This window comes from Rhizobium sp. 268, from assembly GCF_036571585.1.
GTDB lineage: Bacteria > Pseudomonadota > Alphaproteobacteria > Rhizobiales > Rhizobiaceae > Rhizobium > Rhizobium redzepovicii.
Genome location: NZ_JAPPSO010000016.1, coordinates 107,798 through 124,319 on the forward strand (window position 1 = coordinate 107,798; position 16,522 = coordinate 124,319).

14 protein-coding genes are annotated in these 16,522 nt (G+C 59.9%); 8 read left to right on the forward strand and 6 right to left on the reverse strand.

The annotated features are described in order from the left end of the window. Window positions 1–249 precede the first annotated feature (249 nt). Entirely contained in the window at window positions 250–2,085 is a 1,836-nt protein-coding gene (locus OS035_RS27260) for an aminopeptidase P family protein (RefSeq protein ID WP_331814264.1), read from the forward strand. 24 nt (window positions 2,086–2,109) lie between these two features. Here OS035_RS27260 and OS035_RS27265 read toward each other — a convergent pair whose 3' ends face one another. Beyond that, entirely contained in the window at window positions 2,110–2,418 is a 309-nt protein-coding gene (locus OS035_RS27265; RefSeq protein WP_097628261.1) for an AzlD family protein, read from the reverse strand. 3 nt (window positions 2,419–2,421) lie between these two features. Then, window positions 2,422–3,153 carry an AzlC family ABC transporter permease gene (locus tag OS035_RS27270; RefSeq protein WP_097628262.1) on the reverse strand — a complete coding sequence of 244 codons (732 nt, stop codon included), beginning with the start codon at window positions 3,151–3,153 and terminating at the stop codon, window positions 2,422–2,424. Window positions 3,154–3,286: 133 nt separating this feature from the next. Here OS035_RS27270 and OS035_RS27275 point away from each other — a divergent pair, with 133 nt between their 5' ends. Next, window positions 3,287–3,541: a DUF2164 domain-containing protein gene (locus tag OS035_RS27275; protein ID WP_097628263.1), complete on the forward strand. Its 255-nt coding sequence runs from the start codon at window positions 3,287–3,289 to the stop codon at window positions 3,539–3,541. Between the two features lie 87 nt (window positions 3,542–3,628). Next, on the forward strand, window positions 3,629–5,221 hold the full coding sequence (locus OS035_RS27280; RefSeq protein WP_097628317.1) for a hypothetical protein: 1,593 nt from the start codon (window positions 3,629–3,631) through the stop codon (window positions 5,219–5,221). A 23-nt stretch (window positions 5,222–5,244) separates the two neighbouring features. Here OS035_RS27280 and OS035_RS27285 read toward each other — a convergent pair whose 3' ends face one another. The 3 genes from OS035_RS27285 to OS035_RS27295 all read right to left on the reverse strand — a co-directional run bounded on the left by OS035_RS27285 (window position 5,245) and on the right by OS035_RS27295 (window position 7,463). After that, window positions 5,245–5,910: a dihydrofolate reductase family protein gene (locus OS035_RS27285; RefSeq protein WP_097628264.1), complete on the reverse strand. Its 666-nt coding sequence runs from the start codon at window positions 5,908–5,910 to the stop codon at window positions 5,245–5,247. Between the two features lie 172 nt (window positions 5,911–6,082). After that, a complete protein-coding gene (gene pncA / locus OS035_RS27290) occupies window positions 6,083–6,709 on the reverse strand; it encodes a bifunctional nicotinamidase/pyrazinamidase (RefSeq protein ID WP_097628265.1) in 627 nt (208 codons plus the stop codon). Window positions 6,710–6,959: 250 nt separating this feature from the next. Beyond that, window positions 6,960–7,463 (reverse strand): EF-hand domain-containing protein, encoded by a 504-nt coding sequence (locus tag OS035_RS27295; protein ID WP_097628266.1) that lies wholly within the window; start codon window positions 7,461–7,463, stop codon window positions 6,960–6,962. A gap of 275 nt (window positions 7,464–7,738) precedes the next feature. Here OS035_RS27295 and OS035_RS27300 point away from each other — a divergent pair, with 275 nt between their 5' ends. Further along, window positions 7,739–8,086: a hypothetical protein gene (locus tag OS035_RS27300; RefSeq protein WP_097628267.1), complete on the forward strand. Its 348-nt coding sequence runs from the start codon at window positions 7,739–7,741 to the stop codon at window positions 8,084–8,086. Between the two features lie 28 nt (window positions 8,087–8,114). On the opposite strand, the gene OS035_RS27305 is transcribed toward OS035_RS27300, so the two are convergent. After that, window positions 8,115–10,592, reverse strand: coding sequence for an ATP-dependent helicase (locus OS035_RS27305; RefSeq protein WP_097628268.1), 2,478 nt, complete (start codon window positions 10,590–10,592; stop codon window positions 8,115–8,117). Window positions 10,593–10,819: 227 nt separating this feature from the next. On the opposite strand from OS035_RS27305, the gene OS035_RS27310 reads away from it, so the two are divergent. The 4 genes from OS035_RS27310 (at window position 10,820) to OS035_RS27325 (ending at window position 16,481) form a co-directional block, all read left to right on the forward strand. Continuing rightward, window positions 10,820–11,296 carry a VOC family protein gene (locus tag OS035_RS27310; protein WP_097628269.1) on the forward strand — a complete coding sequence of 159 codons (477 nt, stop codon included), beginning with the start codon at window positions 10,820–10,822 and terminating at the stop codon, window positions 11,294–11,296. Between the two features lie 407 nt (window positions 11,297–11,703). Further along, the gene (locus OS035_RS27315) at window positions 11,704–13,647 is read left to right on the forward strand and encodes a PrkA family serine protein kinase (RefSeq protein WP_003593409.1); all 1,944 of its coding nucleotides are present in this window, start codon (window positions 11,704–11,706) and stop codon (window positions 13,645–13,647) included. 12 nt (window positions 13,648–13,659) lie between these two features. Beyond that, window positions 13,660–14,934, forward strand: coding sequence for a YeaH/YhbH family protein (locus tag OS035_RS27320; RefSeq protein ID WP_097628270.1), 1,275 nt, complete (start codon window positions 13,660–13,662; stop codon window positions 14,932–14,934). Then, window positions 14,931–16,481: a SpoVR family protein gene (locus OS035_RS27325; protein WP_097628271.1), complete on the forward strand. Its 1,551-nt coding sequence runs from the start codon at window positions 14,931–14,933 to the stop codon at window positions 16,479–16,481. The genes OS035_RS27320 and OS035_RS27325 overlap by 4 nt, the downstream gene beginning before the upstream one ends. Window positions 16,482–16,522 lie beyond the last annotated feature (41 nt).

A 16,522-nucleotide genomic window follows, 5' to 3' on the forward strand; every position in this document is an offset into this window, starting at 1 on the left:
GCGAACCGTTCGATGCCGTCTATATAGCTATTCTGAAAGGCGGAGGCAGAGGGTTTGGCTCATGGGAGCCATGCGGCTAATGCATAAAGCGTGCCAAATTAACTTTTGGCGTCACAGTTCTGTCAAAATACTAGGCCGCCCCTACGGTTTCGACTCGTTTCGTCGCTTTTTCTCCCCATCGATTGAAATTTCGCTAACATGGCCGGCATCCCCTTTACCGGATTCGTCTCAACCATTCGGGTTTCCAGCATGTTCCAGTCCTTCGAAGTCACCTCCACGCCCCAATTCGGCAGGGATCGGGTATCGGCGCTGCGCGCTGCTTTCGATTCCCTCGAGATCGACGCCTTTCTTGTGCCGCGCGCCGACGAGTTCAACGGCGAATATGTTCCCGCATGTTCGGAGCGCCTGGCCTGGCTGACGGGCTTCACCGGCTCGGCAGGCATTGCAATGGTTCTGCGCACGCAGGCGATCGTCTTCGTCGACGGGCGTTATGTGACGCAGCTTGCCGAACAGGTCGACGGTTCGGTCTTCTCGAGCGGCGATCTCGTCAACGAGCCGCCGCATCTCTGGCTTGCCGCAAACGGAGCCAAGGGGCTTCGGCTGGGCATCGATCCCTGGCTGCATGCGGGTGCCGAGGTGCGCCGTCTGGAACGATCGCTTTCGCAGATCGGCGGCACGCTCACCTTCCTGCCGCACAATCCGCTCGACAGGCTCTGGAGCGACCGGCCGGCCGAGCCGCTCGGCGCGGTCAGCATTCAGAATGTTGCGCAGGCCGGCGTGCTTGCCAGGGATAAAATCGCCACGATCGCCGCCGACCTTTCGAAGAAGAACTTGGCGGCAGTGTTAATCGCCGATCCCTCCTCGGTTGCCTGGACCTTCAACATCCGCGGCGCCGACGTGCCGCACACGCCGCATCCGCTGGCGCGTGCCATCGTCCATGCCGACGGGCGGGCCGAGCTCTTCCTCGACAAACGCAAGACCGGCATCGAGTTGGAGGCCTATCTCGCGCAGATCTGCACGCAGCTGCCGCCCTCGGCGCTGGAGGAGAGGCTGGGCGCCGTCTCCAGGGATGGCGGCCGTGTGCTGATCGACCCCGATATCGCCTCCTATGCGCTGGCCGAGATTATCCGCAAGGCGGGCGGCGAAGGGGTGGAGGGCGCCGATCCCGCCAAGCTGCCGCGCGCGGTCAAGAACGACGTCGAGATCAATGGCTCGGCCGCCGCGCATCTGCAGGATGGGGCGGCAATGGTGGAATTCCTCTATTGGCTGTCGCAGACAAAACCCGGCACAGTGAGCGAAATTGTTGCCGCCGAGCACCTCGAAGCGGCGCGGGCCCGGGTCGGCCAAAATATGCAGAACCCGTTGAAGGATATTTCCTTCGACACGATTTCCGGCGCTGGCGAACATTCGGCGATCATGCATTACCGCGTGACGACCGAGACCAACCGGATGATCGAGGCTGGCGAGCTCTTCCTGATCGATTCCGGCGCGCAATATATCAACGGCACGACCGACATCACCCGTACCGTCGGCATCGGGGCGGTTTCAGAAGAACATCGCCGTTTCTTCACACTGGTGCTGAAGGGGATGATCCAGATCAGCACCGCGCGTTTCCCGAAAGGCACGCGCGGCTGTGACCTCGACCCGCTGGCGCGCATCGCGCTGTGGCGGGCAGGGGCCGATTTCGCGCACGGCACGGGCCATGGTGTCGGCTCCTATCTCTCGGTGCATGAGGGGCCGCAGCGCATCTCCAGGCTTTCGACGCAGGAACTGCTGCCCGGCATGATCCTGTCCAACGAGCCGGGCTATTACCGGCCCGGCAGCTTCGGCATCCGCATCGAAAACCTGATCTATGTGCGCGCGGCCGAGGAGATCGACGGCGGCGACGCGGCCATGCTCGGCTTCGAGACACTGACTTTCTGCCCGATCGACCGCAGTCTCGTCATTCCTGAGCTTCTGACCCATGACGAGCTGCACTGGTTCAACGACTATCACCGCCGCACGCGCGAGGCGCTGATGCCGCTGATCCATGATCACGATGTCCGGGCGTGGCTCGAAAACGCGACGTTGCCGGTGGAATATTAAGGCAATGTCGTCTGAATGCCGGCCTTAGACGCCGGCGGTATGACGCCAGATCATCACTGCGATCCAGGCGGCGACCAGCATCCACGTATGGGTGAAACGCAGGCCGACGAAGAGGGCGACGATCAGCGCCAGCTTCGAGTCCCAGCCGCCGATGAAAAAGGCAGGTGCGACCAGCGTCGTCAGCACGGCGGCCGGCACCGCATTCAGCGCCGCCTCCATGCGCGGCGGGATGCTCTTCATCCGGGTGATGAGGATGTAGCCGCCGATGCGTGTGGCGAAAGTGGCGACCGCGGCGGCGAGGATGACGAGCGCCATGTGAAGATCGAATTCCATGGCTCAGACCTCATGCACTTCGGATTGCAGGGCGTCGGCTTCGAGATCGGGCTCCTGCGGCGGCAATGGCAGCAGGGCGGCAAGGACGATGCCGGCAGCGGCGCCGAGGCTGACATGCCAGGGCGAGCCGACATAGCGATAGGCGAGCACGGAAGCCACCGCGCTGACGAGCGCCACGGGCAGGAAATTGTCGCGCTTGCGGAAGCCGAGAACGATGCCGAGGAAATAGGCCGGCAGCAGGATATCGAGGCCGATGGCCTTGGGATCACCGATGAAGCCGCCGAGCATGCCGCCAATGACGCTGATCAGTACCCAGGGGATATAGATGATGATGCCGAAGCCGAAATACCAGGCGAAGGTCAGCGGTTTGCCGGCCTCGCTGCGCTTCACCGCTTCGGCAAATTGCGGATCGACGAGCAGGAAGAAGGTGAGGAATTTCTGCACCGGCGTGAAATGGCCGATATAGCGCGCCAAGGCCGCCGAATAGAGCACGTGGCGGAAATTGACGGCGAGGATCGACAGCACGATCAGCCAGGCATGGACATTGTGACCGAAGAGCTCGATGCCGACCATCTGGCTGGCGCCGGCATAGACGGTGGCGCTCATAAAGGCGACCTCGGAAAGCGACAGGCCGTTTTCGACCGCGAGCGCCCCGAACAGAGCGCCGAAGGGCGCCGACGCCAGCGCAACGGCGGAGCCGCCCCGCAAACCTTCAACAAAGTCGGCGCGATTCATGCGATCATCTTATCCTGTTGGAATCCAAGCTTTCCCTTATGGTCTATGGATTGCAGCGGCAATTGAATTTCATTGATTGACCGATCGATTTCGCTGAACCATCGCAGCCCCGGTCGCATTCAAAGAGGAAACCATGAAGAAGATCGAATTTTCCAAGGACGAAAAGGCTGAGATCGTTTCGCGCATTCGCGCTTATTTCGACCGGGAGCTCGATCCTATTGGCGCCTTGCCGGCTGAATTCCTGCTCGACTTCTTCGCCGAGGAGACCGGTCCGTACTTCTACAATCGAGGGCTGAGAGACGCCCAGGCTGCCTTGTTGAAGAGAATGGAGGATCTAGCCGAGGACATCCATCTTCTCGAGAGGGAGAGCAAAACCTCTGGCGCCTGATAATCAAATGGCGGCCTACATTTAACGCCAAATTATGTCACGGCCGATATGGTCGTCACGCTGTCATTCACCGGGTTTGCGTGTCATTTGGCCTCGATTGTCTCTGTTGTTGATGAACCGCGTTTCGCCAAGCTCGGCAAACCGTTGATCTTTTTGGTTTGGCTTGCGCTGGCGTCTGCTCTTTGCTGGTCCGAAACCGTTTGGCGTGACGAGGTTCGCGCATTGTCGCTGGCCCTTCAGGGGGACAATTTCGCCGATATGCTTCGCCAGTTGCATGGCGAGGGTCATCCAGCTCTCTGGTATATCCTGCTGCGCGCCGCCTATGTCGTTGTCGGCTCCCCCGTCGTTCTGAAGGTTGTCGCGCTGACGATTGCGGCGGCCGCGGCCTATCTTCTTGTTTTCAGGCTGAAACTGCCGCTTCCCATCATGCTGCTGTCGCTGTTTGGCAGCTTTTCGATTTTCGAATACGCCGCGATGTCGCGAAACTACGGCATCAGCATGCTGGTGATTTTCCTAATCGTTCTGATCTGGGAGAAAGGAGCCCGCAACGGGATCTTGCTCGGCCTGCTGTTTGCCTTGCTGGCAAATTCCAACGTCCATTCGGTCGTCCTTGTCGGCGGCTTCCTCGCCTATTGGTTTTTCGATTTAATTCTGGTGCGACCGCGGTCTCCTCTGACGGAATACCGGGCCTTTGCAACAGCTGCCGCCATTGCCGCGGTTGGAATTGTCCTGTGTTTCGTAACGGTCTATCCGACCTTCAATGATACGGGGCAGAACGATCTCAGTGGCAAGAACTTCGTTTTGCTTGCCCTTGGCGCTCTTGCTGCGCCCAGTTCGCATTTTATGGAATTCTATCCCAACTGCATCCTTGAATTGGTCGTGGCATATCCGCTGGCGTCACGCATTTTCACAGCGCTGATGTCCGTGCTCGTCTATGCCAGCCTGTTGTCGCTGGCGAACAGGCGGCCGGCGATGATCGCAGCGGGTCTTGTTCTGTTGGGGCTTTCGCTGCTTTTTACGCTTGTCTATCCCGGCGGATACAGACATCAGGCGCTCTGGCTGGTTTTCATGATCGCGATGACCGCCTTGAGCACGAACTTCCAGCGTGAAGGAGTGGACGTTGCCGGCATGAAGGCAACCGGCAGCGGCGTAAAGTTCGGGCGTCTGTGCTTCCTGATATTACTGGCGCTGCAGGTCGTGTCCGGTATCGAAAAGGTCAATCGCGCCTTCGTGGCCGAAATACCCTTTAGCCGGAGCAGGGATTTCGGGGCGTTCATTCAATCGCGCCCCGATCTCAAGGATGCGATCATCATGGCAGATCCCGACTATCTCGTGGAAGCGCTGCCCTATTATCTTTCCAATCGCACCTATCTTCCGCGCGAGGAGCGGTTCGGCGCCATCGTGCGATATACCCGCAACGCGCGGCTTTCGCTCAGCCTTGCCGATATGCTGCAAACGGCACGTCGATTGCAGCAGAGTGAGCAGGTGCCTGTCGTCATTCTTCTTTCGCGGCGGCTCGACCAGATTACGGCCCCCGTCTCCTTGCGTGAAAGCTATGTTTGGCGGTTGTCCCTGACGCCGGAGGATATCTCTGCTTTCCAGAGTGCGACAGAACTCGTCAAACGCTTCGGCCCAGATGCCGGGAGCGACGAGACCTACGATGCCTATGTCATGAAGTAAGACACTGGACTGCAGTCTCTTCCTCAGCCCTCCCGCTTCATCCGCTCCCGGCGCGCGATTTCGGCCTGCGAGGGCTCCGACATGGCGAAGCTGCCGGGTTCGACCTCGCCGGCGCGTTCGTAGACGCTCATGATGACGCCCGTGGTCGATACCGAGTTGGCGGTGAGTTTCAGTGCTTCCGGTCTGGCGCCATGGCCGAAAAGGCGCTTGCCGGGGCCGAGGATCACCGGGAAGGTCAGAAGCCGGAGTTCGTCGATCAGGTCGTGCGCCAGCAGTGTTTGCAGAAGGCTGCTGCTGCCCTGGGTGAGAATGTCGGGGCCATCCTCCCGTTTCAACCGGGCGATTTCGGCGGCAGCATCGCTGCGCAACGCAATGGAATTTTCCCAGCTGAGCGGCTCCGCCGAGGTGGTCGCGACATATTTGGTCGCGGCGTTAAAGGCCTTACCGATGGGATCGTCTTCACCGACATAAGGCCAGTGGGCGGCGAAGATCTCGTAGGTCTTGCGGCCGAGCAGCAGTGCGAAGGGGTCGGTGAAGATCCCATCCATGAACTGGCCCATCGCCTCGTCCCAATAATTGACGGTCCAGCCGCCAAGGGTGAAGCCGCCGGTCGGATCCTCCTCAGGCGCGCCGGGCGCCTGCATTACGCCGTCCAGGCTGACAAAGGCAGCGGTCACAAGCTTTCTCATCTCACGACTCCCATGGTCGGTGTGTTCATAGCCAAGGACGGGTCGGCGTGCGCCAATCCGACATTCCCCGCATTGTTTTTAAAGCCTGTCGCGTAAAACGACATGCATAAAGACAAGAGCCAAAGTGCCGGGGGCGAATCTGAACGATCGCGACGCGCTTTTATAGCGTCAGTTAGCCGTCCAGGACTTCGGCGCTGTCGATAATCGCGATGCCATGGGCGCGCATCTCGTCGATGGCGGCGGCAACGCCTTCGGGGGTGATGCCGCGGCTTGCATCCTCGATGAAGCGGACGCGGATACCCGGGATCATCTCCAGCGCGTCGAGCGCGGAGAACTTGACGCAATAGTCGGTCGCCAGCCCGCAGACGTCGAGATCGGTGACAGCCTGGCCCTCGAGGAATTCGGCAAGGCCGGTCGAGGCATCGCGGTCATTGTCGCGGAAGGCGGAATAGCTGTCGATGTCGGGATCCTCGCCCTTCTGCTGGATCAGGTCGATCTCTTCGGATTTCAGCACGGGATGCAGTTCGGCATCGAGCGTGCCCTGAATGCAGTGATCGGGCCACATCATCTGCGGCTTGCCCGACAGTTCGCCCATCTCGAAAGGTGCCGCACCCGGATGGGCGGAGGCGAAACTGCCATGGCCCGGCGGGTGCCAATCCTGGGAGGCGACGATCAGATCGTATTTGCCGCTGTCGATCAGACTGTTTGCGATAGGAACCACCTTATCGCCATCCGGTACCGGCAGATTGCCGCCCGGACAGAAGCCATTCTGAATGTCGACGAGCAGCAGCGCTTTCATCAAGGCCAATCCCTTCGCTTATTCCAGTGTAAAGACGCCAAGCATATTGAACGCATCAACTAGTGGATTTCCAGGCGCCGACGCGCAAGTGTTAAATCTGGTACTAGCGGTAGTAAGTGGCTGAAAAAGAATACGCTAATGCAATCACCGCGAGAGCCTGCGACGGCCCTCGTGTCGAAATGGAAGGGAAGGCGGAAGACGCTTTTGCGTCTGGCGGATCGAGGCTCCCCCGGCGGAACCCCGTGCCGAACTATGCCGCGGTCACGGCGTCGGCTACGGAATCACTTGCCGCAGGGGATGCGCCATAGGTATTGCGATGGGCTTGGAGGGCCGTCTGCATGTCGCTCAGCACTTTGGTGAGCAGCGGATCGCTGTCGCCTGAGGTGCTGATCTTGTTCGGATCAGCGGCGAGGAATTCGGCTTCGGTCAACTTGCCGTCGCCATTGCTATCCATCGCGGCAAAAACGCCCTTGGAGGTGTCGTCGCTCTGATCGCTGCCATCAGCCTGATCGTCGCTGTCATCGGTCTTTTGCAGGGACAGCATCAGCGACAGGATGTCGGCGGTGATCTTCTTGACGATATCGGCGCTGCTGTCGTCACCGTCGGCTGATGTCGCAGCCGCGCCGGATGACGAGGACTGCGACGCGGCGGCGAGTTCGTCCGCCGAAACGACGCCGTCACCATTCTTGTCGAGGCTGGAAAGCGGAGACTGGTACTGGGATAATGTGCTGCCGAGAGATGAAACGCTGGTCACTTGAACCTCCTTCGAAAAGTTCGTCGTGAAGCCCGCCTTTCATGGACGGGCAGGTTCCGGGCTAAGCTGATTTGCGCCAAGCGTCAAAGCGACGTTTTGACACGTTAACTTTTCGGTTACCAAAGATATCTTTTTGGAATTATTGTGTTTTTGTAGACAGATGGGTTCGATCGGATGGAGTTCTGCACCGGGCGCGGAAGCGCGATGCGAGGCCGATCTTGCTCCCGGCCGCAATTTCTGCCTTTCTTGCTCAGACCCAAGCCGGAAGCGAAACCATGTCCGAGTCAGAGCCGAACGAGAAGATCGATGCGACGTTCCGCAACGGGTCGCTGACGGCGACCGGGATCATCCTCGGTTTCTCTCTCAATTTCATCAGTCTCTGGGTTTCCAATCCCAATAACTGGAGCCGCGTCGATCTGCTGCCGATGTCGTTCCTGACCGTCGGCATCGCTATTCAGGTGAAGGTGTTTGCCGATCTCTTGGCGCGGGACTCGCTGCTTGCCGTCAAATATGACCGGTCGCGCCGACTTTTCTTGATCGGATTGTCGATCGTGGCCATCGGGATGGGCATCGCCTTGATGAACGATATTCTCGGGCTCGGCAGCATGCGGATGCTCGGGTAAAGGGTCTTGCGTCGCGCAGAGGTGATTATCACACGCGCTCGACGAACCCGTCCAGCACCCGCTTCTGCCCGGCTCGGTCGAACTCGATCGTCAGCTTGTTGCCTTCGATGCCGGTGATGTTGCCGTTGCCGAATTTCAGGTGGAACACGCGGTCGCCGAGGGTGAAACGCGAAGGCTCCGACGAGGTGGATTTTGCCACCAGCTCGCCTTCGATCGTGCGTCCCTTCGGGCCGCTTTCGCCATAGCCGATACGTTCGACGGCGTGGCCGGAGCGGCTGCCCCAATTGTCGCGCGTGGCATCGGTCTTGTTGGCCTGGGCGCGTTTCCAGCCGGGCGTGGAATAGGAATTGGCAAAGGGCTCCGCCTTGTCGAAGCGGGATTGGCCGTAGCCGCCGCGGGCGTAACCGCCATAGCTCTGCTCCATTTCGGCAACCTCGACATGGGTTTCCGGCAGCTCGTCGAGGAAACGCGAGGGCAGGGTTGATTGCCAGAGGCCGTGGATACGGCGGTTGGAGACGAACCAGATGTGGCAGCGGTGCTTGGCACGGGTGATGCCGACATAGGCGAGGCGGCGTTCCTCCTCCAGGCCGGCGCGGCCGCTTTCATCGAGCGAGCGCTGATGCGGAAAGAGGCCTTCCTCCCAGCCGGGCAGGAAGACGGTGTCGAACTCGAGGCCCTTGGCCGAATGCAGCGTCATGATCGAGACGGCATCGAGGTTCTCGTTGGTCTCGGCATCCATGACGAGAGAGACGTGTTCGAGAAAGCCGCGCATCGACTCGAAGCTTTCCATCGAGCGGATCAGTTCCTTGAGGTTCTCTAGGCGGCCGGGCGCTTCGGCGCTCTTATCGTTCTTCCACATGTCGGTATAGCCGGACTCTTCGAGGATCTGCTCGGCAAGTTCGGTATGCGGTGTGTTTTCAAGCAGTTCCTGCCATCGGCGGAAAGATTGAATCACGTCGAAGAGGGCTTTTCGCGCTTTCGGCTTCAGCTCATCCGTTTCGATGATGTCGGCGGCGGCCGCAAGCATGGGGATATCGCGGGCTCGCGCATAGTCGTGCAGCGCGCGCACCGTCGTGTCGCCGAGGCCCCGCTTCGGCGTGTTGATGATGCGCTCGAAGGCGAGGTCATCGGAGGCTTGAGCGACCAGGCGGAAATAGGCCATGGCGTCGCGGATCTCCAGGCGCTCGTAAAAGCGCGGGCCGCCGATGACGCGATAGTTGAGGCCAAGGGTGACGAAGCGGTCTTCGAATTCGCGCATCTGGAAGGAGGCGCGCACGAGAATCGCCATGTCGTTGAGCAGATGCTTGCCGCGCTGAAGCTGCTCGATTTCCTCGCCGATGGCGCGGGCTTCCTCCTCCGAATCCCAGGAGGCGTGCACCTGCACCTTGACGTCGTCCGGATCGGAGCGGTCGGTGAACAGTGTCTTGCCGAGCCGCCCTTCATTATGGGCGATCAGATGGGCAGCGGCACCGAGGATATGTTCGGTCGAGCGGTAGTTGCGCTCGAGCTTGATGACTTTGGCGCCGGGGAAATCCTTCTCGAAGCGCAGGATGTTGTCGACCTCGGCGCCGCGCCAGCCATAGATCGACTGGTCGTCGTCGCCGACGCAGCAGACGTTCTGCGGCTCGCCCTTGGCGCGCTGGGCGAGGAGCCGGAGCCACATATATTGAGCGGTGTTGGTGTCCTGGTACTCGTCGACGAGGATATAGCGGAAGCGGCCGTGATATTCCTTCAGAAGATCGGGGTTCTTGCGGAAGATCGCGATAGGATGCATCAGCAGGTCGCCGAAGTCGCAGGCGTTCAGCGTCGTCAGGCGCGCCTGATAGGCGAAATAGAGATCGCGGCCGCGGCCGTTGGCGAAGGCGCGCGCGTCACCCTCAGGGATATCGGCGGGGCCGAGACCCTTGTTCTTCCAGGTGTCGATCATGCCGGCGAACTGCTTGGCCGGCCAGCGCTTGTCGTCGAGGCCTTCGGCCTGGATCAGCTGCTTGATCAGGCGGACGACGTCGTCGGTATCGAGAATGGTGAAATCGGAGCGCAGGCCGACGAGCTCGCCGTGGCGGCGCAGAAGTTTGACGCCGATAGAATGGAAGGTGCCGAGCCAGGGCATGCCTTCGACGGCGCCACCGACGAGCAACGCGATGCGCTCCTTCATCTCGCGGGCCGCCTTATTGGTGAAGGTGACGGCGAGGATCTGCGAGGGGAAGGCGCGGCCGGTATTGAGGATATGTGCGATGCGAGTTGTCAGCACGCGAGTCTTGCCGGTGCCGGCGCCCGCAAGCACGAGGACCGGGCCTTCCAGGGTTTCGACGGCTTCGGTCTGTTCGGGGTTCAGCCCGGAGAGATAATCCGGCCGGCTGCCGCCGTCGCGGGCGGCCATGGCGCGGGCGGCAATGCCACCGGTGGCGGGCGCCCTTCCGGCGGGCGCGGCAGGCGGCTGCGGCTTGCGCGCCATCTCGCTCGGCTCTTCGTCGAAGAAGGGAATATCGTCGAAACTATTGCTCATGGCGCGTAATGTAGTGATTCGGGAAGGAAAGACCAGAAAAGATGTTCTGCTTTCATTCCCAAGCCGCCGCTATCCCAAGGGGTTTACGCATGGCGGCAAGGCTGCTTGATAGGACAGAGGCAACCCGACGGAAAATTTCAGCCGCACTTGTCGGAAACCGCGTCGGCGGGGCGTCCTTGGATCATCGGACAATCGTCCGGGTCTACCGTCAACAAGGAGGCTGCATCATGGCGAAGGTCGTTTCAAATCTCTGGTTCGCGCAGGAAGCGCGCGAAGCCGTCGAATTCTATGTGTCCATAATCCCGGATTCCAGGGTTGGCCGCACGACCATTCTTCCGGCGGAAACGCCGAGCGGGCCTCCCGGCAGCGTCGAGCTGATCGAGTTCACGCTCGGCAATCAGGCCTTCCTGGCGATGAAGGCGGGTCCGCTCGATAGCTTCAACCATTCCTTCTCGATCGCGATCCTCTTGGAAAGCCAGGCCGAGATCGATCGGGTCTGGGAAGCATTCCTCGCCAATGGCGGCACGCCGGAGGCCTGCGGCTGGCTGAAAGATCGCTGGGGCCTATCCTGGCAGATCGTGCCGCGCATGCTTTCCGAGATGATCGACCACGGCGACCGCGAGCGGGCCAGGCGCGTGACCGAGGTGATGCTCGGCATGGTCAAGATCGATGTCGCCGGGCTGGAGAAGGCATTCAACGGCTGAATTGTGCTGGCGGCGAATGATTCGAACGCTTGGCTCACGGCCGGCATGCGGCCGTTTCCGCCATGTCGGGTGCCAACCGGCACATGCTGTCCAGCACCGACTCTGTGCAGATTTGGCTGCCAATCGTCGATTTTTCCGGAACTCGAATCACGGGCGACATTGCACACCCTTTTCATCTTTCTGTCACGTCGCGAAATGTGCTGATACCGCACGGGTGCTTTTTTCAACTATAATGAGAAACAGTTTCGTAGAGTAAAAATAACCGGTGCATGCACGTTTTTGTGCGTTGCAAGAAACAGCCGGTGAGCGTCGAATATAGCTACGAAATTATTGATTCTTAGGAACGTCGTAGCCATCTCGATGGTTATACGACTTTGAGCCTGCGGCAGAACCTTACTGGAGGGCCCATGCTGAACGAATCCGTATTCGATGCGTTTACGCGCAGTTACGAAGCGCGCCGCGAAACCGATATGTCGGTGGCTGAGTATCTCGATCTCTGCAAAAAAGACCCGATCGCCTATGCCAATGCGACCGAGCGCCTGCTCGCCGCGATTGGCGAGCCGCAGATGGTCGACACTGCGAGAGATGCGCGGCTTGGCCGAATCTTCATGAACAGGACCATCCGGATCTACCCGGCCTTTGCCGGTTTCCACGGCATGGAAGAGACGATCGAACGCATCGTTTCCTTCTTCCGTCACGCGGCACAGGGGCTCGAGGAGCGCAAGCAGATCCTCTACCTCCTCGGCCCGGTCGGCGGCGGCAAGTCGTCCTTGGCGGAGCGGCTGAAGCTGCTGATGGAGGTTCATCCGATCTACGTGCTGAAGGCGGGCGACGAAATCAGCCCTGTTTTCGAAAGCCCGCTCAACCTCTTCGATCCGGAGACGATGGGGTCGCTGCTCCAAGAGCAATACGGCATCCCGCTGCGGCGCCTGAACGGGCTGATGAGCCCGTGGTGCCTGAAGCGGCTCGACGACTTCGGCGGCGACATTTCCCGCTTCCGCGTCGTCAGAATTCAGCCTTCGCGATTGCGCCAGATCGCCATCGCCAAGACCGAGCCCGGAGACGAGAACAATCAGGATATCTCGTCGCTGGTCGGCAAGGTCGACATCCGCAAGCTTGAGACCTACTCCCAGAACGATCCCGATGCCTACAGCTATTCGGGCGGGCTCAACCGCGCCAATCAGGGCGTGCTTGAATTCGTCGAAATGTTCAAGGCACCGATCAAGATGCTGCATCCGCTGCTGACGGCGACGCAGGAGGGCAATTACATCGGCTCCGAAAATATCGGCGCCATACCCTTCTCCGGCATCGTCCTCGCACATTCGAACGAAGCGGAGTGGCAGACCTTCAAGGCCAACAAGAACAATGAGGCCTTCATCGACCGCATCTGTGTGATCAAGGTGCCCTATTGCCTCCGGGTGATGGAAGAGCAAAAGATCTACGAGAAACTGATCGAAGGGTCGGAACTCGCGGATACGCCGTGCGCTCCGGCAACGCTCGAAATGCTGGCCCGTTTTTCGGTGCTTTCACGCCTGCGCAAGCATGAGAACTCGACATTCTTCTCGAAGATGCGCACTTATGACGGCGAGAGCCTGAAAGAAACCGATCCGCGCGCCCGCAGCGTTCAGGAATACCGGGATGCGGCCGGCATCGACGAGGGCATGGACGGCATATCGACACGCTTTGCCTTCAAGGTGCTCGCCTCCACCTTCAATCACGACACCACGGATATCGGCGCCGACCCTGTGCATCTGATGTATGTGCTGGAACAGGCGATCCGCCGCGAGCAGTTTTCCGACGATGTCGAGAAGCGCTATCTGGAATTCATCAAGGCCGATCTTGCGCCACGCTACGCAGAGTTCATTGGCAATGAGATTCAGAAGGCTTATCTTGAATCCTATGCGGACTACGGACAGAACCTGTTCGACCGCTATGTCGACTATGCCGATGCCTGGATCGAAGACGTGGACTTCAAGGATCCCGATACCGGTCAGCTTCTCGATCGCGAGCTCCTCAACCAGGAACTGACGAAAATCGAAAAGCCGGCGGGAATTGCCAATCCGAAGGATTTCCGCAACGAAATCGTCAAATTCTCGTTGAGGTCGCGGGCAGCCAACGGCGGAAAAAATCCGTCTTGGACGAGCTACGAGAAGATCCGGGAAGTGATCGAGAAGCGTATGTTCTCGCAGGTCGAGGATCTTTTGCCGGTCATTTCCTTCGGATCGAAGAAGGATTCGGAAACAGAAAAGAAGCACAGCGAATTCGTCTCGCGCATGGCCGCGCGGGGTTACACGGAGAGGCAGGTTCGGCGCCTCGTCGAATGGTACATGCGCGTCAAACAGGCAAGTTAATGCGGAGCCACCATGCACATTGTCGACCGTCGGCTAAATCCGCGCGGTAAAAGTCTGGAAAATCGGCAACGGTTTCTTCGGCGCATGAAAGGCGCCGTGCAGCAGGCGGTCAAACGTTCTCTGCAAAACCGCAACATCCGCGATGTACTCGACGGCGGGGAGATCAGCCTGCCGATCGACGGAATGGCCGAACCGAGCCTTCGCAAAGGCGAGGGCGGCACCGCCGATCACATCCTGCCGGGAAACAGAGCGTTCGTCGAAGGCGATATCATTCCGCGCCCGCCGGGCGGCAGGGGTGGCAAGCCAAAAGATGCGGGCGAGGGCGATGGTGAGGACGGTTTCCGTTTCGTGCTGACGCGCGAGGAATTCCTCGACGTATTCCTCGACGACCTGGAACTGCCCGATCTTGCCAAACGGCGTCTAGCCGAAACCGAAGAGGAAACGCCGCTGCGGGCCGGCTATTCCGTGTCCGGATCGCCGTCCAACATTGCCGTTGGCCGCACGACGCGGCTAGCGATGATGCGCCGCGTCGCGCTTCACCGGCCGCGCCGCGAAGAGATCGAAGCGCTGCAGCGGCAGATCGTAGAATGCGAAGACGACGAGAGCCGCCTAGCGCTCGAGGCGAAACTCAAATCCCTCACGGAAAAAAGCCGCCGCATTCCCTATATCGATCCGCTGGATGTACGGTACCGCCGTTTCGAGAACGAGCCGAAACCCGTGGCCAAAGCGGTGATGTTCTGCCTTATGGACGTCTCCGGCTCGATGTCGGAACACATGAAGGACCTTGCGAAACGGTTCTACCTGTTGCTCTATCTCTTCCTGTCGAAGCGCTACAAGAAGGTCGAGATCGTCTTCATCCGCCATACCGACAAGGCCGAGGAAGTCGACGAGGAAACCTTCTTCTATGGTCCGGCGACCGGCGGCACGCTGGTTTCCAGCGCCCTTGCGGCCATGCGCGGCATCATCGCGGCGCGTTTCGATCCGGCAGAGTGGAACATCTATGGCGCCCAGGCCTCGGACGGCGACAACGCCCATTCGGACGGAAACCTGAGCGGGCAGCTGCTGCGCGAGATTTTGCCGCTGTGCCAGTATTTCGCCTATATCGAAGTCGGCGAAGAAGGCGGTGACTCTTCGGTATCGCGTTCACCGCTATGGATGCTCTATGACGGGATCCGCTCCGAGCTGCTGCCGCTTTCGATGCGCAAGGTCTGCCGGCGAAGCGAAATATTCCCGGTTTTCCACGATCTCTTCCAGAAGCGTGACGCACAGTCGAGGGTGACGCCATGAATACGACGATGAGGCCAAGAGAGCGGCTGTTGTTCGAGGGGGCCGACTGGGACTTTTCGACGCTCCAGCGCATCCACGACGCCTGCGAGGAAATCGCGCTCGGCGAACTCGGCCTCGACGTCTATCCGAACCAGATCGAAGTCATCACCTCGGAGCAGATGCTCGATGCCTACTCCTCGACCGGCATGCCGCTGTTTTACCGCCACTGGTCGTTCGGCAAACACTTCGCGCATCACGAAGCCTTCTACCGCCGCGGTATGCGCGACCTCGCCTATGAGATCGTCATCAACAGCTCTCCCTGCATCTCCTATCTGATGGAGGAGAATACGGCGACGATGCAAACGCTCGTCACCGCGCACGCGGCTTTCGGCCACAATCATTTCTTCAAGAACAACTATCTCTTCAAGCTTTGGACCGATGCGGAAGGGATCCTCGATTACCTCGATTTCGCCAAAGGTTATATCACCCGCTGCGAAGAGCGTTACGGCGAGACGGCCGTCGAGCGGACGCTCGATGCGGCGCATGCGCTGATGTCGCACGGGGTGCATCGCTATGCGGGCAAGACCACCATCGACCTTCGCCAGGAGGAGAAGCGGCAGCAGGAGCGCCGTGCCCACGAGGAGCAGATGTTCAACGATCTGTGGCGTACGGTTCCGGTCGGCAAGGCCAAGAAGACGAGCGACGGCGGCTTGGAAAAGCGCCGCGCTGCACTGGGTCTTCCGCAGGACAACATCCTCTATTTTCTTGAGAAAACTGCGCCGCGGCTGCAGCCTTGGCAGCGTGAGATCCTTCGCATCGTCCGCCATGTCGCCCAATATTTCCATCCCCAGCGGCAGACCAAGGTGATGAATGAGGGGACTGCGACCTTCGTCCATTACCAGATCATGAACCGGCTTCACGAGCGGGGGCAGATCAGCGACGGAAACTTTCTCGAATTCTTGAAGTCGCACTCCAACGTCGTGTTCCAGCCGAGCTACGATGATCGCCGGTTCTCGGGCTTCAACCCCTATGCGCTCGGTTTTGCGATGATGCAGGATATCGAGAGGATCGTCACGAAGCCGGCGGACGAAGACCGCGCATGGTTTCCCGATATCGCCGGCCGCGGCGATGCGATGTCTGTCCTGCGCGACATCTGGGCCAATTACCGGGACGAGAGTTTCATCAGTCAATTCCTCAGCCCGAACCTGATCCGCCAGTTGCGGCTGTTCCACCTCTACGACGATCCGGAACAGACCGAGGGTGTGCTGGTTTCGGCGATCCACAATGAGCGCGGATATCTGCGCATCCGCCGCCAGCTTTCCCGCGAATACGATATCGGCTGGACCGATCCGGCAATCGATATCGTCGATGTCGACCTCGCGGGTGACCGCCGCCTGCTGCTGCAACATATCATGATGAGCGGCAGCTATCTCCAGGAAGCCGACACGAGGGCTGTCCTGCAGCACCTCGCCGATCTCTGGGGCTACGACGTGTTGCTTCAGGAAATCGATAGTTCGAACAGCGTGGCGAGAGAGCACACGGCGAGCCCGCGCAAGATCGTTCAATGATCATCGATCTTTCTCCAGGCCGTGCTTGTTACCATCGATAG

What these genes read in the sequence shown, in the direction of transcription:
- OS035_RS27285 (WP_097628264.1), bottom strand. Translation starts at nt 5,910, where the DNA reads ATGAGAAAGCTTGTGACCGCTGCCTTTGTCAGCCTGGACGGCGTAATG.
- OS035_RS27270 (WP_097628262.1), bottom strand. Translation starts at nt 3,153, where the DNA reads ATGAATCGCGCCGACTTTGTTGAAGGTTTGCGGGGCGGCTCCGCCGTT.
- OS035_RS27310 (WP_097628269.1), top strand. Translation starts at nt 10,820, where the DNA reads ATGGCGAAGGTCGTTTCAAATCTCTGGTTCGCGCAGGAAGCGCGCGAA.
- OS035_RS27305 (WP_097628268.1), bottom strand. Translation starts at nt 10,592, where the DNA reads ATGAGCAATAGTTTCGACGATATTCCCTTCTTCGACGAAGAGCCGAGC.
- OS035_RS27315 (WP_003593409.1), top strand. Translation starts at nt 11,704, where the DNA reads ATGCTGAACGAATCCGTATTCGATGCGTTTACGCGCAGTTACGAAGCG.
- OS035_RS27260 (WP_331814264.1), top strand. Translation starts at nt 250, where the DNA reads ATGTTCCAGTCCTTCGAAGTCACCTCCACGCCCCAATTCGGCAGGGAT.
- OS035_RS27300 (WP_097628267.1), top strand. Translation starts at nt 7,739, where the DNA reads ATGTCCGAGTCAGAGCCGAACGAGAAGATCGATGCGACGTTCCGCAAC.
- OS035_RS27275 (WP_097628263.1), top strand. Translation starts at nt 3,287, where the DNA reads ATGAAGAAGATCGAATTTTCCAAGGACGAAAAGGCTGAGATCGTTTCG.
- pncA (WP_097628265.1), bottom strand. Translation starts at nt 6,709, where the DNA reads ATGAAAGCGCTGCTGCTCGTCGACATTCAGAATGGCTTCTGTCCGGGC.
- OS035_RS27320 (WP_097628270.1), top strand. Translation starts at nt 13,660, where the DNA reads ATGCACATTGTCGACCGTCGGCTAAATCCGCGCGGTAAAAGTCTGGAA.
- OS035_RS27325 (WP_097628271.1), top strand. Translation starts at nt 14,931, where the DNA reads ATGAATACGACGATGAGGCCAAGAGAGCGGCTGTTGTTCGAGGGGGCC.
- OS035_RS27265 (WP_097628261.1), bottom strand. Translation starts at nt 2,418, where the DNA reads ATGGAATTCGATCTTCACATGGCGCTCGTCATCCTCGCCGCCGCGGTC.